Below are 22,233 nucleotides of genomic sequence, written 5' to 3'. Positions count from 1 at the left end.
TCGTGATTCCGGGCCAGCGCTCAATTTTACCTTAGCCATGCTGCTATTTGGGCTGCATGCGGATTGCGCCGTCCAGTCGGATCGTCTCGGCGTTGAGCATGGTGTTGGTGCAGATGCAGGCCACCAGGTCGGCGAATTCTTCAGGCCGGCCGAGTCGTGACGGGAACGGCACCTGCGCCGCGAGGGATGCCTGGATGTGCTCCGGCATGCTTTCCATCATCGGCGTCAGGAAGATGCCCGGCGCGATCGTGTTGACGCGGATGCCGAGGCGGGCGAACTCGCGTGCCAGCGGCAGCGCCATCCCCGCCACGCCCGCCTTGGACGCCGAATAGGCCGCCTGGCCGACCTGGCCCTCGAAGGCCGCGACCGAAGCGGTGTTCACGATGAGACCGCGCTCGCCCGCCTCGTTGGGTTCGTTGTGCTGCATCCGGGCGGCGGCGGCCTTGGCGAGCTGGAACGTGCCGACGAGGTTCACCATGATCACCTTGGCGAAATACTCGCCGGCCATCGGGCCTTCACGGCCGAGCACCCGGCCGGCGCCGAGAATCCCGGCGCAGCTGACGGCGAGATTGATCCCGCCGAAGGCCTCGGCCGCGCCGTCCACGCTGGCGATGACGTCGGCGTCATTGCTGACGTCCGTCCTGAAGAAGCGCGCGGCTGCGCCGAGTTTCTCGGCCGCTTCACGGCCCTGCGCCTCGTTCACGTCGAGAATCGCGACCCGGCCGCCATCCGCGACGATCCGCCGCGCCACCGCATGACCGAGACCGGAAGCGCCGCCCGAGACGACGGCTTTCAAGCTGCTGAGTTCCATTCGTACATTTCCTCTGTTCCACGGGAGTATGGGTCGTTCCACGGCGGCGCGCGCCGCGGAAGCTCAGGATCGACAGTCGGGCAGGCGGCCGAGCCGGCTGCCGGGCTCGCGGCCGAGTTCGCCGCAGATGTACCGGCCGGCGCCGACCAGCGCCGGCAGGTCGATGCCGGTCTCGATGTCGAGGCCCTGCAGCATGTAGACGAGATCTTCGGTGGCCACGTTGCCGGAGGCGCCCTGCGCATAAGGGCAGCCGCCAAGGCCCGCGACCGAGGCGTCCACCACGCCCACGCCCGCCTCGAGGCAGGCGTAGATATTGGCCAGGGCCTGGCCGCGGGTGTCGTGGAAATGCACCGCGAGGCGTTCCATGCCGCAGGCCGCGGCCACCGATTCGAGCAGTCGTCGGGCCGCCAGCGGCGTGCCGACGCCGATGGTGTCACCGAGCGAGACTTCGTAACAGCCGAGTGCCAGCAACGCACGGGCGACCTCGACGACGCGTTCCCCGGCGATCTTGCCCTCGTAGGGGCATCCGAGCACGCAGGAAACGTAGCCGCGCACGCGCAGCCCCCGGGCCCGCGCCGGCCCGGCGACGGCTTCGATGCGCGCCAGGCTCTCGTCGATCGAGGCATTGATATTCTTCCGGTTGAAGGTCTCCGACGCAGCCGTGAACACGGCGATTTCCTCGACGCCGGCGGCCAGGGCGCGCTCCAGGCCTTTCAGGTTCGGCACGAGGGCGGGGTAGCTGACGCCGGGCCGCCGTCGCAGGCCCGCGAAGACCTCCTCGGCATCCGCAAGCTGGGGAATCCAGCCCGGGCTGACGAAGCTGGTGGCCTCGACGGCGGGCAGGCCGCTGGCCGCAAGCCGCTCGATGAACTCGATCTTGACGGCCGCAGGAACGACCCCGGGCTCGTTCTGCAGCCCGTCGCGCGGCCCGACCTCGACCACCCGGACGCGTGCGGGGAACGTCATGTCACTCGGTCTCGTCCGGCCGGATGTCCACCAGCGTGGCGTCGGCCTCGACGCTGTCCCCGACCGCGCACAGCACGCGTTCCACCACGCCCGCCACCGGCGCCGCGAGGGTCAGTTCCATCTTCATGCCCTCCATGATCAACAGCGCATCGCCGGCGCTCACCCGGTCACCCGCACTCACCCTGATCGCGACGATGGTGCCGGGCATCGGCGCAACGGGGTGCGCATCCTCCTCGCCGGCCGCCGTTGCGACGGGATGCAGCGGCTCCACGACGAAATCCCAGCCGTGGTCGTCGAGGCCCACGTATATGCGCCCGGCGTCGGCGGTGACCAGCGCGTCGTCGATGTGACCCTGGACCTCCACCTGCACGCGACCTGCGCCGAGGTCGATGAGCCGGGCGTCGAGATGGTGCGTGCCGTAGTGGACCCGGATCCCGACCTCGCGAAATTCGAGCCGCAGCTCGTGTCTTCGGCCTGCGGCGTCCAGCAGGCGCACCGGCAGGCCACCCGCGCCGGTGGCCCGCCAGCCGTCGCCGAGCGCCCACGGCGACCAGGGGTCGCTCGGTGTCGTCGGCCGCGGCAGGTCGCGTGCGATGCGCCAGGCAGCGGCGGTGAGGGCCGGCAGGGGCGGCGGCGGCACGTTCCACAGCACCTCTTCGAGGTCCCGGTCCAGAAAGCCGGTGTCGATCTCGCCGGCGGCGAAGACCGGGTGCGCCGCGACCGCGCGCAGCAACGGCAGGTTGGTTTCCACGCCGGCCACGGCAGTATGAGCGAGCGCCGCGCGCAGCCGTCCGACACATTCCGCGCGATCGAGGCCGTGGACGATGAGCTTCGCCAGCATGGGATCGTAGTGATGGCTGACCTCGTCGCCCTCATCGACACCGGAATCGAGCCGGATGGCCGGATGCTTCTCGGGTGCGCGCAGGCGGCGGATTCGGCCGCTGGACGGCGTGAAGCCGGTGGCGGGGTTCTCGGCGTAGAGCCGCGCCTCGATGGCGTGGCCGCGACGCGGGATCTCCGCCTGTGCCAGCGGCAGAGGCTCCCCGGCGGCGATGCGCAACTGCCATTCGACGAGATCGAGCCCGGTCACCATTTCGGTCACCGGGTGCTCGACCTGCAGCCGCGTGTTCATTTCCATGAACCAGAATTCCCGTGTCGGACTGCAGATGAACTCGATCGTGCCGGCGTTCAGGTAATCCACGGCCCGCGCCGCTTCGACCGCGGCCGCGGTGATCGCCTCGCGCGTGGTCTCGTCGAGCAGCGGCGAGGGGCTCTCTTCGATGACCTTCTGGTAGCGCCGCTGGGTCGAGCACTCGCGTTCCCACAGGTGGACGATGTTGCCGTGGCGATCGCCGAAGACCTGCACCTCGACGTGCCGTGGCCGCTCGATGAAGCGTTCCAGGATGACCTGCTCGTCGCCGAAGGCCTTGGCGGCCTCGCGGCGCGCCGCCGCGAGCGCTTCCGGAAACTCGGCGGCCGCGCGCACCACGCGCATCCCCTTGCCGCCGCCGCCCGCGGAGGCCTTGATCAGGAGCGGGAAGCCGATCCCCGCCGCAAGTTCCGCGAGCCGTCCGGCGGACTGCTCCGCGCCATGGTAGCCCGGCACCACGGGCACCCCTGCATCCTCCATGACGCTCTTGGCCTCGCTCTTGGAGCCCATGCGCCGGATGGTTTCCGCGCGGGGTCCCACGAACAACAGGCCGGCCTCGGTGCAGGCCTGCGCGAACCCGGCGTTCTCCGACAGGAAGCCGTAGCCCGGATGGACCGCATCGACGCCGGCGGCGAGTGCGGCCTCGATGATCCGCCTGCCGTCCAGGTAGCTCTCCGAGGGTGCGGCGCCGCCGATGGCGATCGCCGTGTCCGCGAGGCGCACGTGTCGCGCGCGCGCGTCGGCCGTGGAATGGACCGCCATGGTCTCGATGCCGAGCCGGCGGCAGCTACGGATGATGCGGCAGGCGATCTCGCCACGATTGGCGATCAACAGGCGACGCAGGCGCAGTTCGTGGGTCACTCCGCATCCTGCTCCGCGGTCACTGGCGCAGCCCAGACGGGCGGGCGCTTCTGCAAAAAGGCGCTGAGGCCTTCCTGGCCCTCCGGAGAGACGCGCAGCTGGGCGATGATCTGCGCCGTGCGGTGCCTGAGGGCGTCACTCGCCGAGATCCGTCCCCCTTCTACCGTGAAGATCAGTTCCTTGCTTTCGCGCAGGGCGATCGGGCCGCCCTTCAGCAGCATCCCGATCTGGTCCTCGACGGCGTCCTCCAGCTTGTTCGGCTTGGCGATCTCGTGGACCAGTCCCACCCGGCGCGCCAGCTTCGCGTTCATCGCCTCGCCGCTCAGGAACAGCCGGCGTGCGTTGCGTTCACCGATGGCCCCCAGCACGTAGGGACTGATGACGGCGGGCACCAGTCCCAGGCGCACTTCCGAAAGCGCAAAACGCGCCTCGTTGCTGGCGATGGCGATGTCGCAGCAGGCGATCAGGCCGACTCCGCCGCCGAAGGCATGGCCGTTGACGCACGCGACGGTCGGCATGGGCATCGAGTTCAACAGCGCCATGAGGTCCGCAAGGTGCAGCGCATCCTCGACGTTGTCTTCCTCGTCCGAGCTGGCCATGGAGCGCATCCATGCGATATCGGCACCGGCCGAGAAAGCGGCCCCCGCGCCGGTCAGCACGACGATCCGTACCTCGGGCCGGCTTTTCAGCTCCACGAGCAGTTCCGTGAGCCGGCCGACCAGTGCCGCGTCGAAGGCGTTGTGGACCTCCGGCCGGTTGAGGGTGAGCGTCGCGACGCCGCGCGGATCGATTGCAAGCAAGACGTTGTGTGCCATGAGAAGTGCCGTTACATCCTGAAGATGCCGTAAGGGGTTTCCGCGGCGGGCGGCGCATTGCGGACCGCGGACAGGGCCAGGCCGAGCACCCGGCGGGTATCGGCGGGATCGATGACGCCGTCGTCCCACAAGCGGGCCGTGGCGTAGTAGGGATGGCCTTGCGTTTCGTAGCGCTCGCGGATTCCCGCGCGAAAACGCGCTTCGTCTTCGGCGGGCCATTCCTCGTTCCGTGCGGCGAGCCCGTCGCGGCGCACCGTGGCCATGACGCTGGCGGCCTGCTCCCCGCCCATGACCGAGATCCTGGCGTTGGGCCACGTCCAGAGGAAGCGCCCGCCGTAGGCGCGTCCGCACATGGCGTAATTGCCGGCGCCGAAGGAACCGCCGATGACCACGGTCAGCTTCGGCACCGTGGCGGTGGCCACCGCGTTGACCATCTTGGCGCCGTCCTTGGCGATCCCCGCGTGTTCGTACTTGCGCCCGACCATGAAGCCGGTGATGTTCTGCAAAAACACCAGCGGCACGCCGCGCCGGTTGCACAGCTGGATGAAATGGGCGCCCTTCAGGGCCGATTCCGAGAACAGGATGCCGTTGTTGGCCAGGATGCCCACGGGATAACCGTGGATATGGGCGAAGCCGCACACCAGGGTCTTGCCGTACAGCGGCTTGAATTCGGTCAGCGCGGAGCCGTCCACCAGCCGGGCGATCACTTCACGCACCTCGTAAGGGTAGCGGGTGTCCTGCGGCACGATGCCGTAGACCTCGTCGAGCGGGTACAGCGGCGCGACCGGGTCCGCCACCTCGCCATGGGCCGGCTTGACCCGGTTGAGCGCCGCCACCAGTTCGCGCGCGATGGCCAGGGCATGGGCGTCGTCGTTGGCGAGGTGGTCGGTGACGCCGGAGATGCGGCTGTGCACCTCGCCCCCGCCGAGCGTCTCCGCGTCGACCTCCTCGCCGGTCGCCGCCTTCACGAGCGGAGGTCCAGCGAGAAAGATCGTGCCCTGGTTGCGCACGATGATGGCCTCGTCGCACATCGCCGGCACATAGGCTCCGCCCGCTGTGCAGGATCCCATCACCACGGCGATCTGCGGGATGTTGGCGGCGGAAAGGCGCGCCTGGTTGTAGAAAATTCGCCCGAAATGATCACGGTCGGGGAAGACTTCGTCCTGCAGCGGAAGAAATGCACCGCCTGAGTCCACAAGGTAGATACAGGGCAGGTGATTTTCCAGCGCGACTTCCTGGGCGCGGAGGTGCTTTTTCACCGTCACGGGGAAATAGGTGCCGCCCTTGACGGTTGCGTCATTCGCGACGACCACCACCTCGCGCCCGCACACCCGTCCGATCCCCGTGATGATGCCGGCGGCAGGGGCCTGGTCCTCGTAGAGCCCGTGGGCCGCAAGGGGCGAAAGCTCGAGAAACGGGCTGCCCGGATCCAGCAAGGCGTCCACCCGCTCGCGAGGCAGCAGCTTGCCGCGGTCCGCGTGCCGGCCCCGGGCACGCTCGCCGCCGCCGAGGGCCGCGTGGGCCACCTGCCGGCGGAGATCCTCGACCAGCGCTTCCATGTGCTTGCGGTTGGCGACGAAGTCCTCTGCGCCGGCGCGGATCGCGGTGGAGAGCACGGCCATCGGCTTCAGAATGCCTCGATCGCGACGGCGGTCGCTTCGCCGCCCCCGATGCACAGCGAGGCGACGCCGCGTTTCAGTCCGCGCGCCCGCAAAGCGTGGGCGAGGGTGACGAGCAGCCGCGCGCCGGTGGCGCCGATCGGGTGGCCCAGCGCGCAGGCGCCGCCGTTGACGTTGACCTTGTCGTGGTCGAGGCCGAGATCGTGCATGGCGGCCATGGTCACGATGGCGAAGGCCTCGTTGATCTCGTAGAGATCGACGCTGTCGGGCGCCCAGCCGAGCCGCTCGAGCAGCTGCTTTGTCGCCGACACCGGCGCCGTGGTGAACCACTCCGGGGCATGAGCGAAACCCCCGTGGCCCACGATCCGGGCAAGGGGTTCGAGGCCGCGGCGTCCCGCTTCGGCCTCGGTCATGAGCAACAGCGCCGCGGCGCCGTCGGAAATCGATGACGACGAGGCCGCCGTGACGGTGCCGTCCTTGCGAAAGGCCGGCCGCATGGTGGAAATCTTGTCGATCTCGCAGCGGCCCGGTTCCTCGTCATGGGACACCACGGTTTCACCGCGGCGGGTCTTCACCGTCACCGGGGCGACCTCCGCGGCGAATGCGCCCTCGATGGCCTGCAGCGCGCGCTGCACGCTCGCCAGCGAGAATGCGTCCTGCGCCTCGCGCGTGAAGCCGTACTTTTCCGCGGTGAGTTCGGCGAAGTGGCCCATCATGTTGCCGTCGTAGGGATTCTGCAGGCCGTCGTAGAACATGTGATCGAGCACTTCCTGGTGGCCCATCCGGTAGCCGGCGCGCGCCTTCGGCAGGAGATACGGCGCATTGCTCATCGACTCCATGCCGCCGGCGAGCACGACCCGGCCGGAGCCCGCGCGCAAGAGGTCATGACCGAACATGGTCGCCTTCATGCCCGAGCCGCAGACCTTGTTGACCGTCGTGCAGCCCACAGCGTCGGGCAATCCGGCGGCGAGGGCCGCCTGGCGGGCCGGCGCCTGGCCGAGTCCGGCGGGCAGCACGCAACCGATGATGGCCTCGGAGACTTCGTCCGGCGCGACCCCCGCGTCCTCCAGGGCGGCGCGGATCGCGACCGCCGCGAGTTGCGGTGCCGGCACGGGGCTCAGGCCGCCCTGGAAGGCGCCGATGGGGGTGCGGCGCGCCGCGGCGATGACGATGGTGTCCTGGCTCATGATCGACTCCTCAGTTCGAATCGGGGTTGCCCGTCGTGCGGAACAGCTCGCGGCCGATCAGCATGCGGCGGATCTCGCTGGTGCCCGCGCCGATCTCGTAGAGCTTGGCGTCGCGCAGCAACCGGCCGGCGGGATATTCGTTGATGTAACCGTTGCCGCCGAGGATCTGCACCGCTTCCAGGGCGAGCGTCACGGCGGAGCCGGAGGCGAGCAGCAGGCAGGCGGCGGCGTCCATGCGGGTGGGCTCGCCGCTGTCGAACTGGCCCGCCACGCGGTAGGTGAATGCGCGCGACGACTGCAGCGCCGTGTACATGTCGGCGATCTTCGCCTGCATGATGCCGAAGCTGCCGATCGGCTCGCCGAACTGCTTGCGTTCATGCAGGTACGGCAGGACCGTGTCCATGCAGGCCTGCATGATGCCGAGCGGCCCGCCCGAGAGGACGAGGCGCTCGGAATCCAGGCCGCGCATCATCAGGTAGGCGCCGCCATTGACTTCACCGAGCACGTTCTCGGCAGGGATCTCGCAGTCCTCGAACACCAGCTCGCAGGTGTTGGAGCCCCGCATGCCGAGCTTGTCCAGCTTCTGTGCCGTGCGGAATCCGGGCATGTCCCGCTCGACCAGGAAGGCCGTGACGCTCCTGGAACCCGCGGAGGCGTCGGCCGTGCGCATGTAGACCAGCAGCACGGAAGCCTCCGGGCCGTTGGTGATCCACATCTTGGAGCCGTTGGCGATCCAGGTGTCGCCGCGGCGCACGGCGGTGCAGCTCATCGACCCGATGACGTCGGAGCCGGCGCCGGGCTCGGACATTGCGAGCGCCCCGACCCATTCGCCCGAGCACAGCCGGGGCAGGTATTTCTTCTTCTGTGCCTCGTTGCCGTTGAGCCAGATGTTGTTCAGGCAGAGATTGGAATGCGCGCCATAGGAGAGTCCGACCGAAGCCGAGGCCCGGGAGATTTCCTCCATGGCGACGCAATGCGCCAGGTAGCCGAGCCCGGCGCCGCCGTAATCTTCTCCGACGGTGATGCCCAGCAGGCCCATTTCGCCGAGCTCGGTCCACAGCGACTGCGGGAACTCGTTGCGCGCATCGATCTCTGCGGCCTGGGGCGCGATGCGCTCGGCGGCGAAACGCCGGACGGCGTCGCGCAGCATGTCCAGGTCTTCCCCGAGAGCGGTGTTGAAAGCGCTCAAGATACGATCACTCCTGCGCCGCGGTCGCGTGGCCGCGGCGACCCGATAGGCGGTCCTTGAAGCGCTTCGAATAAGGCTCCTTGACCTTGGTGATCATGGCGATGCGTTCCTCGGCGAGGCGGTCCGCGGCTTTCCACGTCGGGATGCCGTCGCGTTCGGCGAGCTGGAAGATCCGCCCCATAATGTCGCGGATGCTCGACACGGTGCGGTAGGCGCGATCGCGGTCATAGCCCTGCAGCTCGATCGCCACGTTCATGAGGCCGCCGGCGTTGATGGCGTAGTCCGGCGCGTAGAGAATGCTGCGTTCTTCCAGGGCCGTGCCGTGCGCGCTGGTCTCGAGCTGGTTGTTGGCGCTGCCGGCGACGATGTCGAATTTCAGCCGCGGCAGGGTGTCGTCGTTGATGACGCCGCCGAGGGCGCAGGGCGAGAAGACGTTGGCGTCCACGTCGTAGATCTGCTCCATGGGTACGGCTTCCGCGCCGAACTCCTCCACGACCTGTGCCACGCGGGCGGTATTGATGTCGCAGACGAACACCTTGGCGCCGGCCTCCGAGAGGAATTTCGTCAGGTAATAACCGACGCTGCCCACCCCCTGGATGGCGAAACTCACCTTGCCGGGATCCTGGTGGCCGTATTTCTTCTGCAGGCAGGCCATGATCCCCTGCAACGTGCCGAAGGCCGTGAACGGCGAGGGATCGCCGCTGCCGCCATGGACCCGGTGCACGCCGACCACGCGGTCCGTCTCCTGGTAGATGTAATCCATGTCGTCGACGGTGGTGCCGACGTCCTCGGCGGTGATGTAGCGGCCCCCGAGCGAACCGATGAAGCGGCCGAAGGCGCGAAACAGGCCTTCGCTCTTGTCCGTCGCCGGGTCGCCAATCAGCACGGCCTTGCCGCCGCCGAGGTTGAGCCCGGACACCGCGGCCTTGTAGGTCATGCCGCGTGACAGTCGCAGGACGTCCTTGATCGCGTCCTCGTCGCTGGCGTAGGGCCACATCCGCAAGCCCCCGAGCGCCGGCCCGAGCGCCGTGTTGTGGATCGCGACGATGGCTTTGAGCCCGCTGTCCTTGTGCTGGAAGAACACGACCTGCTCGTGGCCCATACCCTCGAGCTGCTGGAAGAGATTCATCTGGGGAGACCTCCTGGGGTGCGGGCCGACGGGCGGTGTCCGCAGCTGGCTTCGTCATTCTGGTGCGCTGCGCTCCACGGTCCCCCGGGGGGCCGCGCAGCGGTTCTGCGGTTCGCTGGTTCCGTCGCGGGGCAGACCCGGGAGGCGAAACTCCGTGGCGGGCCGGGCGACGAAAACGGGCCGGCGAATTATAGCGGCCGCGGAAAACTCGTGCATTGCCGGAAGCTTATGTGGCATCGCAGCATTCGTGCCGAGGCTCCGTCGCGTGATCCGTTGCCGCTATAATTTGTGGCTTGCCGCCCTGCGCGGCGCCGCCCGGGTCCCGTCATCGCCATGAGCACCGCCGCAAAAAACCTGCAGATATTGCCGGGAACGGACGCGAAACCGCTGCGGTTCATCACCGCCGCCTCGCTGTTCGACGGCCACGATGCCGCGATCAACATCATCCGCCGCATCCTGCAGTCCGGCGGCGCGGAGGTCGTGCACCTCGGACACAACCGCAGCGTCGCCGACATCGTGCGCGCTGCGCTGCAAGAAGACGCCGACGGCATCGCGGTGTCCTCGTACCAGGGCGGGCACAACGAGTACTTCCGCTACATGATCGATATGCTCCGGGAGCATGGAGCCGAGCATATCCGCGTGGTGGTCGGTGGCGGCGGGACGATTTCGCCCGAGGAGCGCCGCGCGCTCGAGGAGTACGGGGTCGAGCGCGTCTACGGACCGGAGGAAGGCTTGCGCCTCGGCCTGGAGGGCATGATCGACGACGTCTTCAAGCGGGTCCGGGCGGCCCGTCGCCCGACACTCCGCCCCGGAGCGGACGGCCCCGGCGATTTCCTGCGCATCGGCCACAGCCTCAGCCTGATCGAGCAGTCGGCCGACGACACGGAATCCACGGTGGTGCTGCGGGGTCCGCGCGAGGAGACGGCCGGCCGGGTTCCGGTGATCGGCATCACGGGCACCGGCGGCGCCGGGAAATCGAGCCTCACGGACGAGATCCTGAACCGTTTCCTGCGGAGTTTTCCCGACCGGCCGATCGCGGTGCTGGCGGTCGATCCGACCCGCCGGCGCACCGGCGGCGCATTGCTCGGCGACCGGATCCGCATGAACGCCCTGTCCGACGAGCGCATCTACATGCGCTCGGTCGCCACCCGGCGACAGCACCTGGCGACCAGCGCCGCGCTCGCCGAGGCCATCGAGTTCCTCAAGTCGGTGGGGTTCGGCCTCGTGATCGTCGAGACGGCGGGCATCGGCCAGAGCGACACCGAGATCGTCGATCTCGTGGACCTGCCGGTGTACGTGATGACCAGCGAATACGGCGCCGCCAGCCAGCTGGAAAAGATCGACATGCTCGATTTTGCCGACATCGTGGTGCTGAACAAGTTCGAGAAGCGCGGCGCCGAGGACGCCTTGCGCGACGTGCGCAAGCAATGGAAGCGCAACCGCAAGGCCTTCGACCTGGCGGACGACGACGTGCCCGTGTACCCGACCATCGCGAGCCAGTTCAACGACCCGGGGGTGAACCGACTGTTCACCGCGCTGTGCGAGAAGATCGTGGCCCGCTGTGGCGTGGAGGCGGCCGACTGGACGCCGCCGGCGTTGCCGGCCGCCACCGATCACGGTGCATTGATTCCCCCGCGCCGCGTCCGGTATCTCGCCGAGATCGCCGAGGACGGCCGGCGCGCCAACCACGATGCCGAGCATGCGGCGGAGGCCGCCGCCACCGCCTGGGCCTGCTGGCGGGCGCTGGAGGGCCTGGATCCGGCGCGGCCGGCGGCGCTGCATCCCTACCCGGCCGAGGCGCTTCATGGCGACGATGCGCTGGCGGGCGTGCGGCGGCGCTACAACGAGGCGCTCGACACCCTGGGGCCGGAATGCATCGGCCTGCTGCAGGACTGGCCGGCACGCCGCGAGGGCATCGAGGCCCCGCAGTACCGTTACCGGGTCCGGGACCGCGAACTGACCGGGGAGAACTACACCGAATCGCTGGCCCGGTTGCCGCTGCCGCGGCTGGCGGCGCCGCAATACGAGGACTGGGGCCAGCTGCTGCGCTTCCTGCTGCGCGAGAACCTGCCCGGCGCCTATCCCTATACCGGCGGCGTCTATCCCTACCGGCGGGTCGAAGAGGACCCGATCCGGATGTTTGCCGGCGAGGGCATGCCCGAGCGCACCAACCGCCGCTTCCATTACCTGGCCGGCGGGCATGCCGCCACGAGACTCTCGACGGCCTTCGATTCCGTGACCCTGTACGGCGAGGATCCCGACGAGCGACCCGACGTCTATGGCCGCATCGGCAATTCCGGCGTCTCGATCGCCACCCTGGACGACATGAAGCGCCTCTACTCCGGCTTCGACCTGTGCGACCCGGCGACCTCGGTCTCCATGACGATCAACGGCCCGGCGCCGATGATCCTGGCGATGTTCATGAACACCGCGATCGACCAGCAGGTCGAGCGCCACCTCCGCGCCACGGGCGGCTGGCCGGAGGCCGAGCGCCGCATCGAGGCCCTGCTGGGAGAGCGCCGCCCCCGCTATCGCGACACCCTGCCGGAGGGGCACGACGGCTCCGGGCTCGGGCTCCTGGGCCTGTCGGGCGACCAGGTCGTGGATGCGGCGACCTACGCGCGCATCCGGGCCGAGACCCTGGCGAAGGTCCGGGGCACGGTCCAGGCCGATATCCTCAAGGAGGACCAGGCCCAGAACACCTGCATCTTCTCCACGGAATTCGCCCTGCGGATGATGGGCGACGTGCAGCAGTACTTCATCGACGCCGGGGTGCGGAATTTCTATTCGGTGTCGATCAGCGGCTATCACATCGCGGAAGCGGGCGCGAACCCGGTCACACAGCTCGCCTTCACTCTGGCGAACGGCTTCACCATCGTCGAGTACTACCTTGCGCGGGGCATGAAGATCGACGAGTTCGCGCCCAACCTGTCGTTCTTCTTTTCCAACGGCATGGATCCGGAGTACGCCGTGATCGGCCGGGTGGCGCGACGCATCTGGGCGCGCGCCATGAAGCGGCTCTACGGCGCCTCCGCGCGCAGCCAGATGCTCAAGTATCACATCCAGACATCCGGGCGCAGCCTGCATGCCCAGGAGATGCAATTCAACGACATACGCACGACGCTGCAGGCGCTGTACGCCCTGTTCGACAACTGCAACAGCCTGCACACCAACGCCTTCGACGAGGCGCTGACCACGCCGACCGAGGCCTCGGTGCGCCGCGCGGTCGCGATCCAGCTGATCATCAACCGGGAACTGGGGCTCAACCGCAACCAGAACCCCTGGCAGGGGTCCTTTGCGATCGACTACCTGACCGACCAGGTGGAGGAGGCCGTGTACCAGGAATTCGAACGGCTCGCGGAGCGCGGCGGCGTGCTGGGCGCCATGGAGTCCATGTACCAGCGGGGCCGGATCCAGGAGGAAAGCCTGTACTACGAGCACAAGAAACACGACGGCAGCCTGCCACTGGTAGGCGTCAACACCTTCCTGGGCCCGGACGGGGCCGGCGAGGCCTCCGTCGAGGAGGGCCAGCTGATCCGGTCCGGGGAGCACGAGAAAAAGGCCCAGGTAGAGGCCGCCAGGGCTTTCAATGCGCTGGGTGGCGCGGCCGGGGAACGGGCCCTGGAGGACCTTGCCGGGATCGCCGCCAGCGGCGGCAACGTTTTCGGCGCCCTCATGGAGACCGTCAAGCACCGTTCCCTCGGGCAGATCAGCCGGACGCTCTACTCCGTCGGAGGGCAATACCGCCGTAACATGTGAGGCTCCGGGTGCCGGTTCTTCCGCCTCGGCGCGCTTTTCATCGGCGGATGATTCTGCTAGCTTCTCACGCTTCCCGCGGCTCCGCCTGCGGCCGTACCCCATACCTGTCTCTGTCCTATCGAAGAGGTTCTCATGCATCAAATCAGGAGATGGCGCCCGAGTGCGTTCGCCGCCCTGGCGCTGGCGGTGGTGCTGCCGCTCGGCTCGGCCGCAGCGCAACAACGCACCCTGAACACCGCGCTGGCGGAACAGAAGTCCAGTGTCCAGGATGCGGCGCGCTCACAGGCGCGGATCGCCCAGCTGGCCGATGAGACGACGGAGCTTCTCGGCGACTACCGCGTGGTGATCCAGCGCCTCGACCGGGTCCAGATCTACAACGAGAACCTGGCGGCACTGGTCAACGACCAGGAGAGCGAGAAGCAGGACATCGAACGGCAGCTGGTCAGTTTCCAGGAGGTCCAGCAGGAGATCATCCCGCTGATGTTCGAGATGATCGAGGACCTGGCCACCTTCATCGAGCTCGACATGCCGTTCCAGCTCCAGGAACGCCGCAACCGGGTGGAGATGCTTCGCGAGATCATGGAGCAGTCCGACGTCACCGTCTCCGAGCGGTACCGGCAGATCATGAACGCCTACCAGATCGAGGCCGATTTCGGCCGGACCACCGAGGCCTACGACGGCCAGCTCGGCGACCGCAAGGTCGATTTCCTCCGTGTCGGCAGGATCCTGCTGGCCTACCAGACGCCGGATCGCGAGGAAACGGGGTTCTGGAACAAGAACACCGGCGAATGGGAAGTCGCCAACGACTACCGCAACGACGTGGTCGAGGGGCTGCGGATCGCCCGGCAACAGGCTGCACCGAACCTGCTGCGCCTTCCGGTTCCCGCCCCCGAGACGGAGCAGGTGCAATGAGAAAGTTCATTCTTGCCGCGGCCGCGTTGACGGTCGCCCTCGGGGCTTCGCCGGCACTCGCCGTCGATTCGCTCGACGAGTTGCTGCAACAGGTCCGCGAGTCCCGCAGCCAGCTCAGCGCGGAGAACCAGGAGCGGGAACGCCGCTTCTTGCAGAACCGCAACGAGCAGCGCGAGCTGTTGAACCAGGCGCGCCAGGAACTGGCCGCCGCCGAGCGCCGCAGCGACGAGCTCACCAACCAGTTCAACGCCAACGAACTGGAGCTGGCGGAACTCAACGACACGTTGCGCACCCAGCTCGGCAACTTCGGCGAGCTGTTCGGTGTCGTCCGGCAGGTCTCGGGCGATACGGTGGGCCTGATCCGGACCTCGCTGGTGACTGCGCAGGATCCGAATCGCGAGGAGCTCGCCGAGCGTCTCGCCAAGGTGCGCGGCGTGCCGTCGATGGAAGATCTCAATGCGTTGCGCGCGCTGCTCACGGAAGAAATGGTCCGCAGCGCCAAGGTGGCCCGTTTCGACGCCACCGTCACCAAGCCCGACGGCACCTCGGCCGAGGAGACGGTCGTCCGGGTCGGTGTCTTCAACCTGATCTCGGACAACGGGTTTTTGAACTACATTCCCGAGACGCAGACCATCCTCGAGCTCGCCCGCCAGCCGCAGGCGCGCTACGTGTCGATGGCGCAGAACCTGTTCGAGGCGAGCCCGAACACCACGGTGGCGGCGGCGGTCGATCCGGGCCGCGGCTCGCTGCTCGCGCTGCTCATCCAGGAACCGAGCCTGGCCGAGCGCACGGCGCAGGGCGGCGTGGTCGGCTACGTGATCATCGCGCTGGGCATCGTCGGCCTGCTGATCGCGCTGGTGCGCTGGATCTATCTCACGACCGTAGGCACCAAGATCCGCGGCCAGCTGAAGAAGGAGACGGCCACCGAGAACAATCCGCTGGGCCGGATCCTGAAGGTCTACGAGGACAACACGGACGCCGACACCGAGACGCTCGAGCTGAAGCTCGACGAGGCGATCCTCAGGGAAGTGCCGAAGCTGGAGACCTGGCAGGGGGCCATCAAGGTCATCGCCGCGGTCGCGCCGTTGCTCGGCCTGCTCGGCACCGTGACCGGCATGATCGCGACCTTCCAGGCGATCACGCTGTTCGGCACCGGTGATCCGAAGCTGATGGCCGGCGGTATTTCCCAGGCACTCGTCACGACGGTGCTCGGCCTGACGGTCGCGATTCCGCTGGTGCTGCTGCACAGCGTGGTGGCGAGCCGCAGCAAGGCGCTCATCGAAGTGCTGGAGGAGCAGAGCGCGGGCATCATCGCGAAGCAGTCGGAAGCCGGCAGATGAACCCGTTCGTCGATGCATTCGTATCGATCCGGGATTTCTTCGAAATGGGCGGCAACGTCCTGTACGGCATCCTGGTCGTGACGGTGCTCATGTGGACGTTCATCATCGAGCGGATCTGGTACTTCTATTTCGTGATGCCCGGGCGGTTGCGCGAAGTGGAGGCCAACTGGGACGCGCGGCAGGATACGACGTCGTGGTACGCCAACCAGGTGCGCAACGGGGTCATCTCGGAGGTCAAGCTCGAGAGCCGTCGTTACCTCCTGCTCATCAAGACGCTGATGGCCGTGCTGCCGTTGCTTGGGCTGCTCGGTACGGTGACGGGCATGATCGCCGTGTTCGACGTCATGGCCTTCGCCGGGACCGGCAACGCGCGGCTCATGGCGGGTGGCGTCTCCAAGGCGACGATTCCGACCATGTCCGGTCTCGTGGCCGCGCTGTCGGGACTTTATTTCGCCGCCTGGCTGGAAAAAAAGGCCGGCGCGCAGATCGATCGGGCCGAAGCCCTCATGATCCGACATTGAGGATTGACTTGGCATGAGACGCAGGATCGCCAGAAGCGAGGATGAAGCCGAGATCAACATCACGCCGATGTTGGACATCGTGTTCATCATGCTGATCTTCTTCATCGTGACGACGTCCTTCGTCAAGGAAATCGGCCTGGAGCTCAATCGTCCGTCGAACGAGCCGCAGGAAGAGAAGAAGATCAGCGAGGTGATCGCGATCCGCATCGAGTCGACGGGCGTCATCGAAGTCAGCGGCCGGCAGGTCGATATTCGTGCCGTGCGGGCGAACGTGGAAGGCGAGCTCGCCACCAAGGGACAGGACACGCCGGTGGTCGTCATCGCCGATCGCGCGTCGGATTCCGGGCTGATGGTCCGGGTCATCGACCAGGCCCGGATGGCCGGAGCGGACCAGGTCTCGATCGCCGCGATGGCGAAGCGCTGACCGGCGGCACGAAACTTTAGGCACCCAGCGAGACTCTCAACCTTATGGCAAGAAGGCACGCGACGCGCGAGGAAGAGGCCGAGATCAACATCACGCCGATGTTGGACATCGTGTTCATCATGCTGATCTTCTTCATCGTCACGACCTCGTTCATCCGCGAGACGGGCATCGACCCGCAGCGGCCCGAGGCGCTCACCGCGAGCCAGCAGGCGCGCGGCAACATCCTGATCGGCGTCTCCGCCACGGGCCAGATCTGGATGGACAAGCGCGAGGTGCCCCTGGAGGCTGTGCGGCAGCGCGTCGAGCAGGCCCGCAACGAGAGCCCGGAAAGCACGGTCGTGATCATCGCCGACGAGCGTTCCGAGACCGGCATCCTCATCGACCTGATGGACCAGGTGCGCCTGGGAGGCATCCTGAACATATCGGTCGCGGCGCAACCCGCGGGAGGTGGCTGATGCGATTCCTGGCTTCCATTGCCGCGGGTACCGTGGTCGCCCTGCTGCTGTTCCTGGTGATGCATCTGCTCGTCGGGGGCCGGGACGGTTTCCAGCGGCCCGACGAGACCGGCAAGGTGATCGACTTCGTGCGCGTCAAGGCCGAGGAGATCGTCCAGACGCGCGAGCGCCAGGTGCCGCGCAAGCCGCCGCCGCCCGACAAGCCGCCCCCACCACCGCAGTTGCAGACCCAGGCGCCCCAGCAGGTCGTGAAGCAGCGCCTCGACATCGAGACGCCGGATATCTCCGCCAGTTTCACCGGGGGACCCGTCGTGGCCGCCGGGTGGCAGACGGGGGACGGCGCCGCGGACGGGGACATCGTGCCGATCGTGCGCATCGAGCCCAGCTATCCCCGCGATGCACTGCTTCGGGGCCTGGAGGGGTGGGTGCGGATCAAGTTCACGATCGCCCCGGACGGTACCGTGCTGAATCCCTCGGTCATCGAGGCCCAGCCGCCGCGTGTCTTCAACCGTGAGGCCGTGCGGGCCATCCTGCGCTGGAAGTTCAAGCCGCGGATCGTCGACGGGGAGGCTGTCTCGAGAGAAGCCGAACAGACGATCGAATTCAACATCAACCCGGAATCGTGATGATGTTCCAGCCGAGCGAACGAATGATGTCCATCGTCGCGGGCTTCTGCACCGCGGTCCTGCTCGCGGTCGCGGCGGCCCCGTCCGGCGCGCTTGCGCAGGAAGCGCCGAAGCCGGAGCTGGAACGCAAGGAGCCCAACGCGCTGATGGGGGAACGGGCGTACCGGCGCTTCGACAGCCTCGTCCAGCACTACACGAACAGCGACTACCAGGAAGCGCTGAAGTCGGCGCAGGCCTACCTCTCGTCCGAGCTCAGCGACTATGAGCGCGCCATGGGCGAACAGATCTACGGCTACATCCTGATCGCAGTGGATCGCGTCAACGAAGCCGTGCCGCACTTCGAGACGGCCGTCGAGCTGGACGCGCTGCCCAACAGCGCCCACTTCAACATGATGAGGGCGCTCGCCCAGCTCTACTCCTCGCGTGAAGAGTGGCAGAAGTCCATCGACATGATGACGGAGTACTTCCGCTACCAGCCGGAGAAGACGCCGGAAGACCAGATCATGATGGCGCAGAACTACGCGCAGATGGAGCGCTACCGCGAAGCGCTGCCATGGGTCCGGGGCGCCATTCGCGATGCCGGCGCCAAGGCGGCCGAGAGCTGGCACCAGCTCGAGCTGGCGATCCACTTCGAGCTGAAGGATTTCCGCGCGGCGCTGGACGTCCTGAAGATACTCGTCTCGATGGCGCCACAGAAGCTGAGCTACTGGGAGATGCTCTCCGGGGCGCACCAGGAGCTCAACCAGGACACCGACGCGCTGGCGGCGCTGATGGCGGCCTACAACGCCGGGCTGATCGAGGAAGAAAAGAAGCTTCTCAACCTCGTGCGCATGAGCATGTTCGTCGAACTGCCTTTCCAGGCCGGCCAGATTCTCTCCGCGGCCATGGAGGCGGGCCGGGTCGCGCCGGAGGAGGCCAATCTCAGGCTGCTGCTGCAGGCCTGGACCGCTGCGCGCGAGTACGAGCGGGCCGGCCGCGTGATCGACCGGCTGGCCCCGATGACGGGTGAGGGCGACCTGTTCATGCAGAAGGCGCGCCTGATGATGGAACAGAACGAATGGCAGGCAACGGTGGATGCGGCCCGCCAGGCCCTCGAGGTCGGCAACCTGTCGAACCCGGGTGGCGTCTGGTTGATGATCGGCATCGGCACCATGGAGCTCGGCGAATTGCGCGAGGCGCGCCAGGCCTTCCAGCGCGCGCAGGATTTCGATGCCAAGATCCGGTCCCAGGCGCGCGAATGGCAGCGCTTCGTCGAGGACCGCATCCAGGTCGCGGAACTCAGAAACTAGGGTACCCATCGCCCAGCCCGGCTCCGCGGGCGCGTCCCGGCCCGCGGAGCCCCCGCCGTTCGATTTATGTTAATCGCGGCCTGATATGTGACGCTGGTCGCATCGTCACCCGCCGTGTCCGTCGAGAATGTCTGCTCTCATGGGGCCCGTGGGCCTTGCGGACAGTGGACAGCGAAGTGGACGGGATGAGCGCAGGCGGGAACAGCGGACGTCGGGAGGAGGCCGGGATCGACCAGGGTCATCTCGATGCGTCCACGCAGGCGATCGATCGCTTTCTCGATGCCGCCTGGATGGAGCGTGGCCTGTCGAAGAATACCCTGTCCGCTTATCGCACCGACCTGCTGGCCCTGGCGCGCTGGATCGCACCGAGCGGCAAGCCGATCACCGAAGCCGGGCGGGATGACGTCCTCGGCTTCATCGCCGGACGCGCGGAGGGCGGCGCGCGGCCCCGCTCCTCGGCCCGCCAGTTGTCGAGCTTCCGTCGGTTTTTCCGCTGGCTGCTCCGCGAGCGGGGCGCGGGCGAGGATCCCACGGCGGAAATCTCGATGCCGAAAATCGGACGCCCCCTGCCGAAATCGCTCAGCGAGGAAGAGGTGGAGGCCCTGCTCGACGCGCCGAAGACAGAGGAGCCGCTCGGCCATCGGGATCGCACCATGCTCGAAGTGTTGTATGCGACGGGGCTGCGCGTGACGGAGCTCGTCAGCCTGCGGCTCGCCCAGGTGAATCTCAACCAGGGTGTCGTGCGGGTGATCGGCAAGGGCGGGCGGGAACGGCTGATTCCCCTGGGCGAGGAATCGCTCGAGTGGCTGCAGCGTTTCATCGCCGGGCCGCGCGACGAAATACTGCTGGAAAAGCAGACGGAGTTCGTTTTTCCGACCCGGCGCGGCGACTGCATGACGCGACAGGCTTTCTGGCACATCATCAAGCGGTATACGCAGCAGGCCGGAATCGGCCAGGCGCTGTCGCCGCATACCTTGCGTCACGCCTTCGCCACGCACCTGCTGAACCATGGTGCGGACCTGCGCGTAGTGCAGATGCTGCTGGGCCATAGCGATCTTTCGACGACCCAGATCTACACCCATGTCGCCCGCGAGCGGCTCAAGGAAATGCACTCCCGTCACCATCCTCGCGGCTGACCCCGCGCGACGCCGCTCCCGGCTTCGCGATAGAATCTGTTGCCGACCCGAGAGGCACAGGAACATTCCCGCGCCCGCTCCGGTCAGAACTCTCCGTCGGCCAGGTCTTGTCATTCTCCAGGAGCCCTAATGAACACAGTGTTTGCCGCCATCGGGCTGATCGCCCTGCTTCCCGGTTCTGCCGCGGGCGACGTCTCCGTGGAGGAGAGGCTTGCCGCACGTCTTCCGGGCGTGGAGGCCGAGAACGTCAAGCCCACGCCCATCGCCGGGCTCTGGGAGATTTCCATGGGGCCGCAGGTCGTATACGTGAGCGAGGACGGCCGCTACCTCTTGCGCGGCGACGTCGTCGACATGATGAACGGTGACAATCTCACCCGTGCGCGGCAGGCGGAGTTGCAGGCGGAAATCGTCGATCGTCTCGCCGGAGAGTTCGACGAATCGACCATGGTGATCTTCCCGGCGGAAAATGCGCAGCACACCGTCACCGTGTTCACCGACGTGGACTGCACCTATTGCCGCAAGCTGCACCGCGAGATCGAGACCTATACGGATCAGGGTATTTCGGTGCGCTACATGTTCTACCCGATTGCCGGCCCCGGCTCGGCGGGCTGGACCAGGGCCGACGCGGTGTGGTGCTCGTCCGACCGCAACGACGCCATGACCCGCGCCAAGCTCGGCCAGCCGGTGACGGCCGAGGGGGCATGCGAGGACACACCGGTCGCCGCGCACTACCGGCTGGCCATGGACCTCGGATTGCGCGGCACCCCGGCCATCGTCACGGACGGCGGGGCGGTGGTGCCGGGCTACCTGCCGGCCGCCGACCTGGCACGTATGCTCGAACAGGAATAGCACGGCAGGAAGCGCGCGGCCACGGGTCCCTGGCCCTGGCTCCTGGCCCCTGGCCCGGTATCGACCAGGCGTACCCTGTCAGCGCGGCAGGGTACGCCGCCGGTTCAGCGCTCCAGGTGCTGGAGCTTGCCGGTCTTGCCGTCCCATTCCTCGGCATCCGCAGGCGGCTCGCCTTTTTCGGTGATCACCGGCCACTGCTCCGACAGCTCCTTGTTGAGCTCCAGGAAATGCGCCTGGGCGGCGGGCAGGTCTTCCTCGGAGAAGATCGCCTCGGCGGGGCATTCCGGTTCGCACAGCGTGCAGTCGATGCATTCTTCGGGATCGATGACCAGGAAGTTCGGGCCTTCGTGGAAACAGTCCACAGGGCAGACCTCGACACAGTCCATGTATTTGCACTTGATGCAATTTTCTGTGACGACGAAAGTCATGGTGATCGTAACTCCGAATTGAATCTGCGAGGCGCAGGGGAACCGCGCCGATATTGTGCCACAGGGCGTTCCGGTTGGTTCGTTCGCAGCCGGGGTCATCCGGGCAGCCGCGAGTCGACTCAGCCGCCCCCGCGCCGCTCCAGGGCGGTCGTATGCAGCCGCACGACGCCGGCGGCCCGGTCCTCGAGGAATTTTTCCAGCGCGAAACGGACCGACAGGAAGGCGATCTCATCCCATGGAATGTCCCCGGGATCGAAAAGCGCGACCTCGAGGCTCTCGGCGCCCGCGCCGAACCGGCCGTCCAGCAATCTCGCGCGAAACATGACATGCACCTGGCGGGCGTGCACCACGTCCACGACCGCGAACATGTCCTGGATCTCGACGCGGGCCATGGCTTCTTCCATGGTCTCGCGTGCGGCGCCCTCGGCGAGCGTCTCGTCGTTCTCCATGAAGCCGGCTGGGATGGTCCAGTAACCGCGTCGAGGTTCGATGGCGCGGCGGCACAACAGGACCTGGTCGTTCCATTCGGGCACGCAGCCCACGACGAGCAATGGATTCTGGTAATGGACCTTGCCGCAGGATGGACACACGTAGCGGGTGAATGAATCACCGGCCGGGATGCGAAGTTCCACGGTGTGCCCGCAGGCGCTGCAGAAGTTCATGGTTTACCGAAAAAACGAGGGGGGCGCTATTCTGCCTCGCGGCGGCCGGTGCTGCCAGCGCCCCCCTCGAACCACGGTCACCCTGCCGGTTCACCCGGCCGGAGC

Annotated in this window: 20 protein-coding genes; 10 read left to right on the top strand and 10 right to left on the bottom strand. The window is 67.4% G+C overall.

Annotated elements, in window-relative coordinates; all coding sequences use genetic code 11:
- Window positions 1-43: 43 nt before the first annotated feature.
- The 8 genes from G6032_RS00580 to G6032_RS00545 form a co-directional block, all read right to left on the bottom strand.
- Window positions 44-811 (bottom strand): SDR family NAD(P)-dependent oxidoreductase, encoded by a 768-nt coding sequence (locus G6032_RS00580; protein WP_165280183.1) that lies wholly within the window; start codon window positions 809-811, stop codon window positions 44-46.
- Between the two features lie 63 nt (window positions 812-874).
- Window positions 875-1,777: a hydroxymethylglutaryl-CoA lyase gene (locus G6032_RS00575; protein WP_165280182.1), complete on the bottom strand. Its 903-nt coding sequence runs from the start codon at window positions 1,775-1,777 to the stop codon at window positions 875-877.
- 1 nt (window position 1,778) lies between these two features.
- Entirely contained in the window at window positions 1,779-3,788 is a 2,010-nt protein-coding gene (locus tag G6032_RS00570) for an acetyl-CoA carboxylase biotin carboxylase subunit (protein WP_346763728.1), read from the bottom strand.
- Window positions 3,785-4,603 carry an enoyl-CoA hydratase-related protein gene (locus G6032_RS00565; RefSeq protein ID WP_165280181.1) on the bottom strand — a complete coding sequence of 273 codons (819 nt, stop codon included), beginning with the start codon at window positions 4,601-4,603 and terminating at the stop codon, window positions 3,785-3,787. Before G6032_RS00565 ends, G6032_RS00570 begins: the two co-directional genes overlap by 4 nt.
- An 11-nt stretch (window positions 4,604-4,614) precedes the next feature.
- Entirely contained in the window at window positions 4,615-6,225 is a 1,611-nt protein-coding gene (locus G6032_RS00560; RefSeq protein ID WP_165280180.1) for a carboxyl transferase domain-containing protein, read from the bottom strand.
- A gap of 5 nt (window positions 6,226-6,230) precedes the next feature.
- Window positions 6,231-7,409 (bottom strand): acetyl-CoA C-acyltransferase, encoded by a 1,179-nt coding sequence (locus tag G6032_RS00555; RefSeq protein WP_165280179.1) that lies wholly within the window; start codon window positions 7,407-7,409, stop codon window positions 6,231-6,233.
- A 10-nt stretch (window positions 7,410-7,419) separates the two neighbouring features.
- Window positions 7,420-8,559: an isovaleryl-CoA dehydrogenase gene (locus G6032_RS00550; RefSeq protein WP_165280332.1), complete on the bottom strand. Its 1,140-nt coding sequence runs from the start codon at window positions 8,557-8,559 to the stop codon at window positions 7,420-7,422.
- A 46-nt stretch (window positions 8,560-8,605) separates the two neighbouring features.
- Entirely contained in the window at window positions 8,606-9,727 is a 1,122-nt protein-coding gene (locus tag G6032_RS00545; protein ID WP_165280178.1) for a Glu/Leu/Phe/Val dehydrogenase, read from the bottom strand.
- A 333-nt stretch (window positions 9,728-10,060) separates the two neighbouring features.
- On the opposite strand from G6032_RS00545, the gene G6032_RS00540 reads away from it, so the two are divergent.
- The 10 genes from G6032_RS00540 (at window position 10,061) to G6032_RS00495 (ending at window position 21,038) form a co-directional block, all read left to right on the top strand.
- Window positions 10,061-13,486, top strand: coding sequence for a methylmalonyl-CoA mutase family protein (locus G6032_RS00540; RefSeq protein ID WP_165280177.1), 3,426 nt, complete (start codon window positions 10,061-10,063; stop codon window positions 13,484-13,486).
- A gap of 132 nt (window positions 13,487-13,618) precedes the next feature.
- Entirely contained in the window at window positions 13,619-14,398 is a 780-nt protein-coding gene (locus G6032_RS00535; RefSeq protein ID WP_165280176.1) for a DUF3450 domain-containing protein, read from the top strand.
- Window positions 14,395-15,738 carry a MotA/TolQ/ExbB proton channel family protein gene (locus G6032_RS15530; RefSeq protein ID WP_165280175.1) on the top strand — a complete coding sequence of 448 codons (1,344 nt, stop codon included), beginning with the start codon at window positions 14,395-14,397 and terminating at the stop codon, window positions 15,736-15,738. Before G6032_RS00535 ends, G6032_RS15530 begins: the two co-directional genes overlap by 4 nt.
- Window positions 15,735-16,259 carry a MotA/TolQ/ExbB proton channel family protein gene (locus G6032_RS00525; protein ID WP_165280174.1) on the top strand — a complete coding sequence of 175 codons (525 nt, stop codon included), beginning with the start codon at window positions 15,735-15,737 and terminating at the stop codon, window positions 16,257-16,259. The genes G6032_RS15530 and G6032_RS00525 overlap by 4 nt, the downstream gene beginning before the upstream one ends.
- 13 nt (window positions 16,260-16,272) lie before the next feature.
- Window positions 16,273-16,683 (top strand): biopolymer transporter ExbD, encoded by a 411-nt coding sequence (locus G6032_RS00520; protein ID WP_165280173.1) that lies wholly within the window; start codon window positions 16,273-16,275, stop codon window positions 16,681-16,683.
- Window positions 16,684-16,727: 44 nt separating this feature from the next.
- Window positions 16,728-17,138, top strand: coding sequence for a biopolymer transporter ExbD (locus tag G6032_RS00515; protein WP_165280172.1), 411 nt, complete (start codon window positions 16,728-16,730; stop codon window positions 17,136-17,138).
- A complete protein-coding gene (locus G6032_RS00510) occupies window positions 17,138-17,764 on the top strand; it encodes an energy transducer TonB (RefSeq protein WP_165280171.1) in 627 nt (208 codons plus the stop codon). The genes G6032_RS00515 and G6032_RS00510 overlap by 1 nt, the downstream gene beginning before the upstream one ends.
- The gene (locus G6032_RS00505; RefSeq protein ID WP_165280170.1) at window positions 17,764-19,053 is read left to right on the top strand and encodes a hypothetical protein; all 1,290 of its coding nucleotides are present in this window, start codon (window positions 17,764-17,766) and stop codon (window positions 19,051-19,053) included. The genes G6032_RS00510 and G6032_RS00505 overlap by 1 nt, the downstream gene beginning before the upstream one ends.
- A 185-nt stretch (window positions 19,054-19,238) precedes the next feature.
- Entirely contained in the window at window positions 19,239-20,189 is a 951-nt protein-coding gene (xerD, locus tag G6032_RS00500; protein WP_165280169.1) for a site-specific tyrosine recombinase XerD, read from the top strand.
- 129 nt (window positions 20,190-20,318) lie between these two features.
- Window positions 20,319-21,038, top strand: coding sequence for a DsbC family protein (locus G6032_RS00495; protein ID WP_165280168.1), 720 nt, complete (start codon window positions 20,319-20,321; stop codon window positions 21,036-21,038).
- A 104-nt stretch (window positions 21,039-21,142) separates the two neighbouring features.
- Here the strand turns inward: G6032_RS00495 and fdxA are convergent, their stop codons facing one another.
- Window positions 21,143-21,466, bottom strand: coding sequence for a ferredoxin FdxA (fdxA, locus tag G6032_RS00490; RefSeq protein WP_165280167.1), 324 nt, complete (start codon window positions 21,464-21,466; stop codon window positions 21,143-21,145).
- Window positions 21,467-21,585: 119 nt separating this feature from the next.
- Window positions 21,586-22,128 (bottom strand): NUDIX hydrolase, encoded by a 543-nt coding sequence (locus G6032_RS00485; RefSeq protein WP_165280166.1) that lies wholly within the window; start codon window positions 22,126-22,128, stop codon window positions 21,586-21,588.
- Window positions 22,129-22,233: the final 105 nt, after the last annotated feature.

Source organism: Wenzhouxiangella sp. XN24, from assembly GCF_011064545.1.
GTDB lineage: Bacteria > Pseudomonadota > Gammaproteobacteria > Steroidobacterales > XN24 > XN24.
Note: the sequence above shows the minus strand (reverse complement) of the source record. Positions and strands in the feature narration are given on the sequence as shown.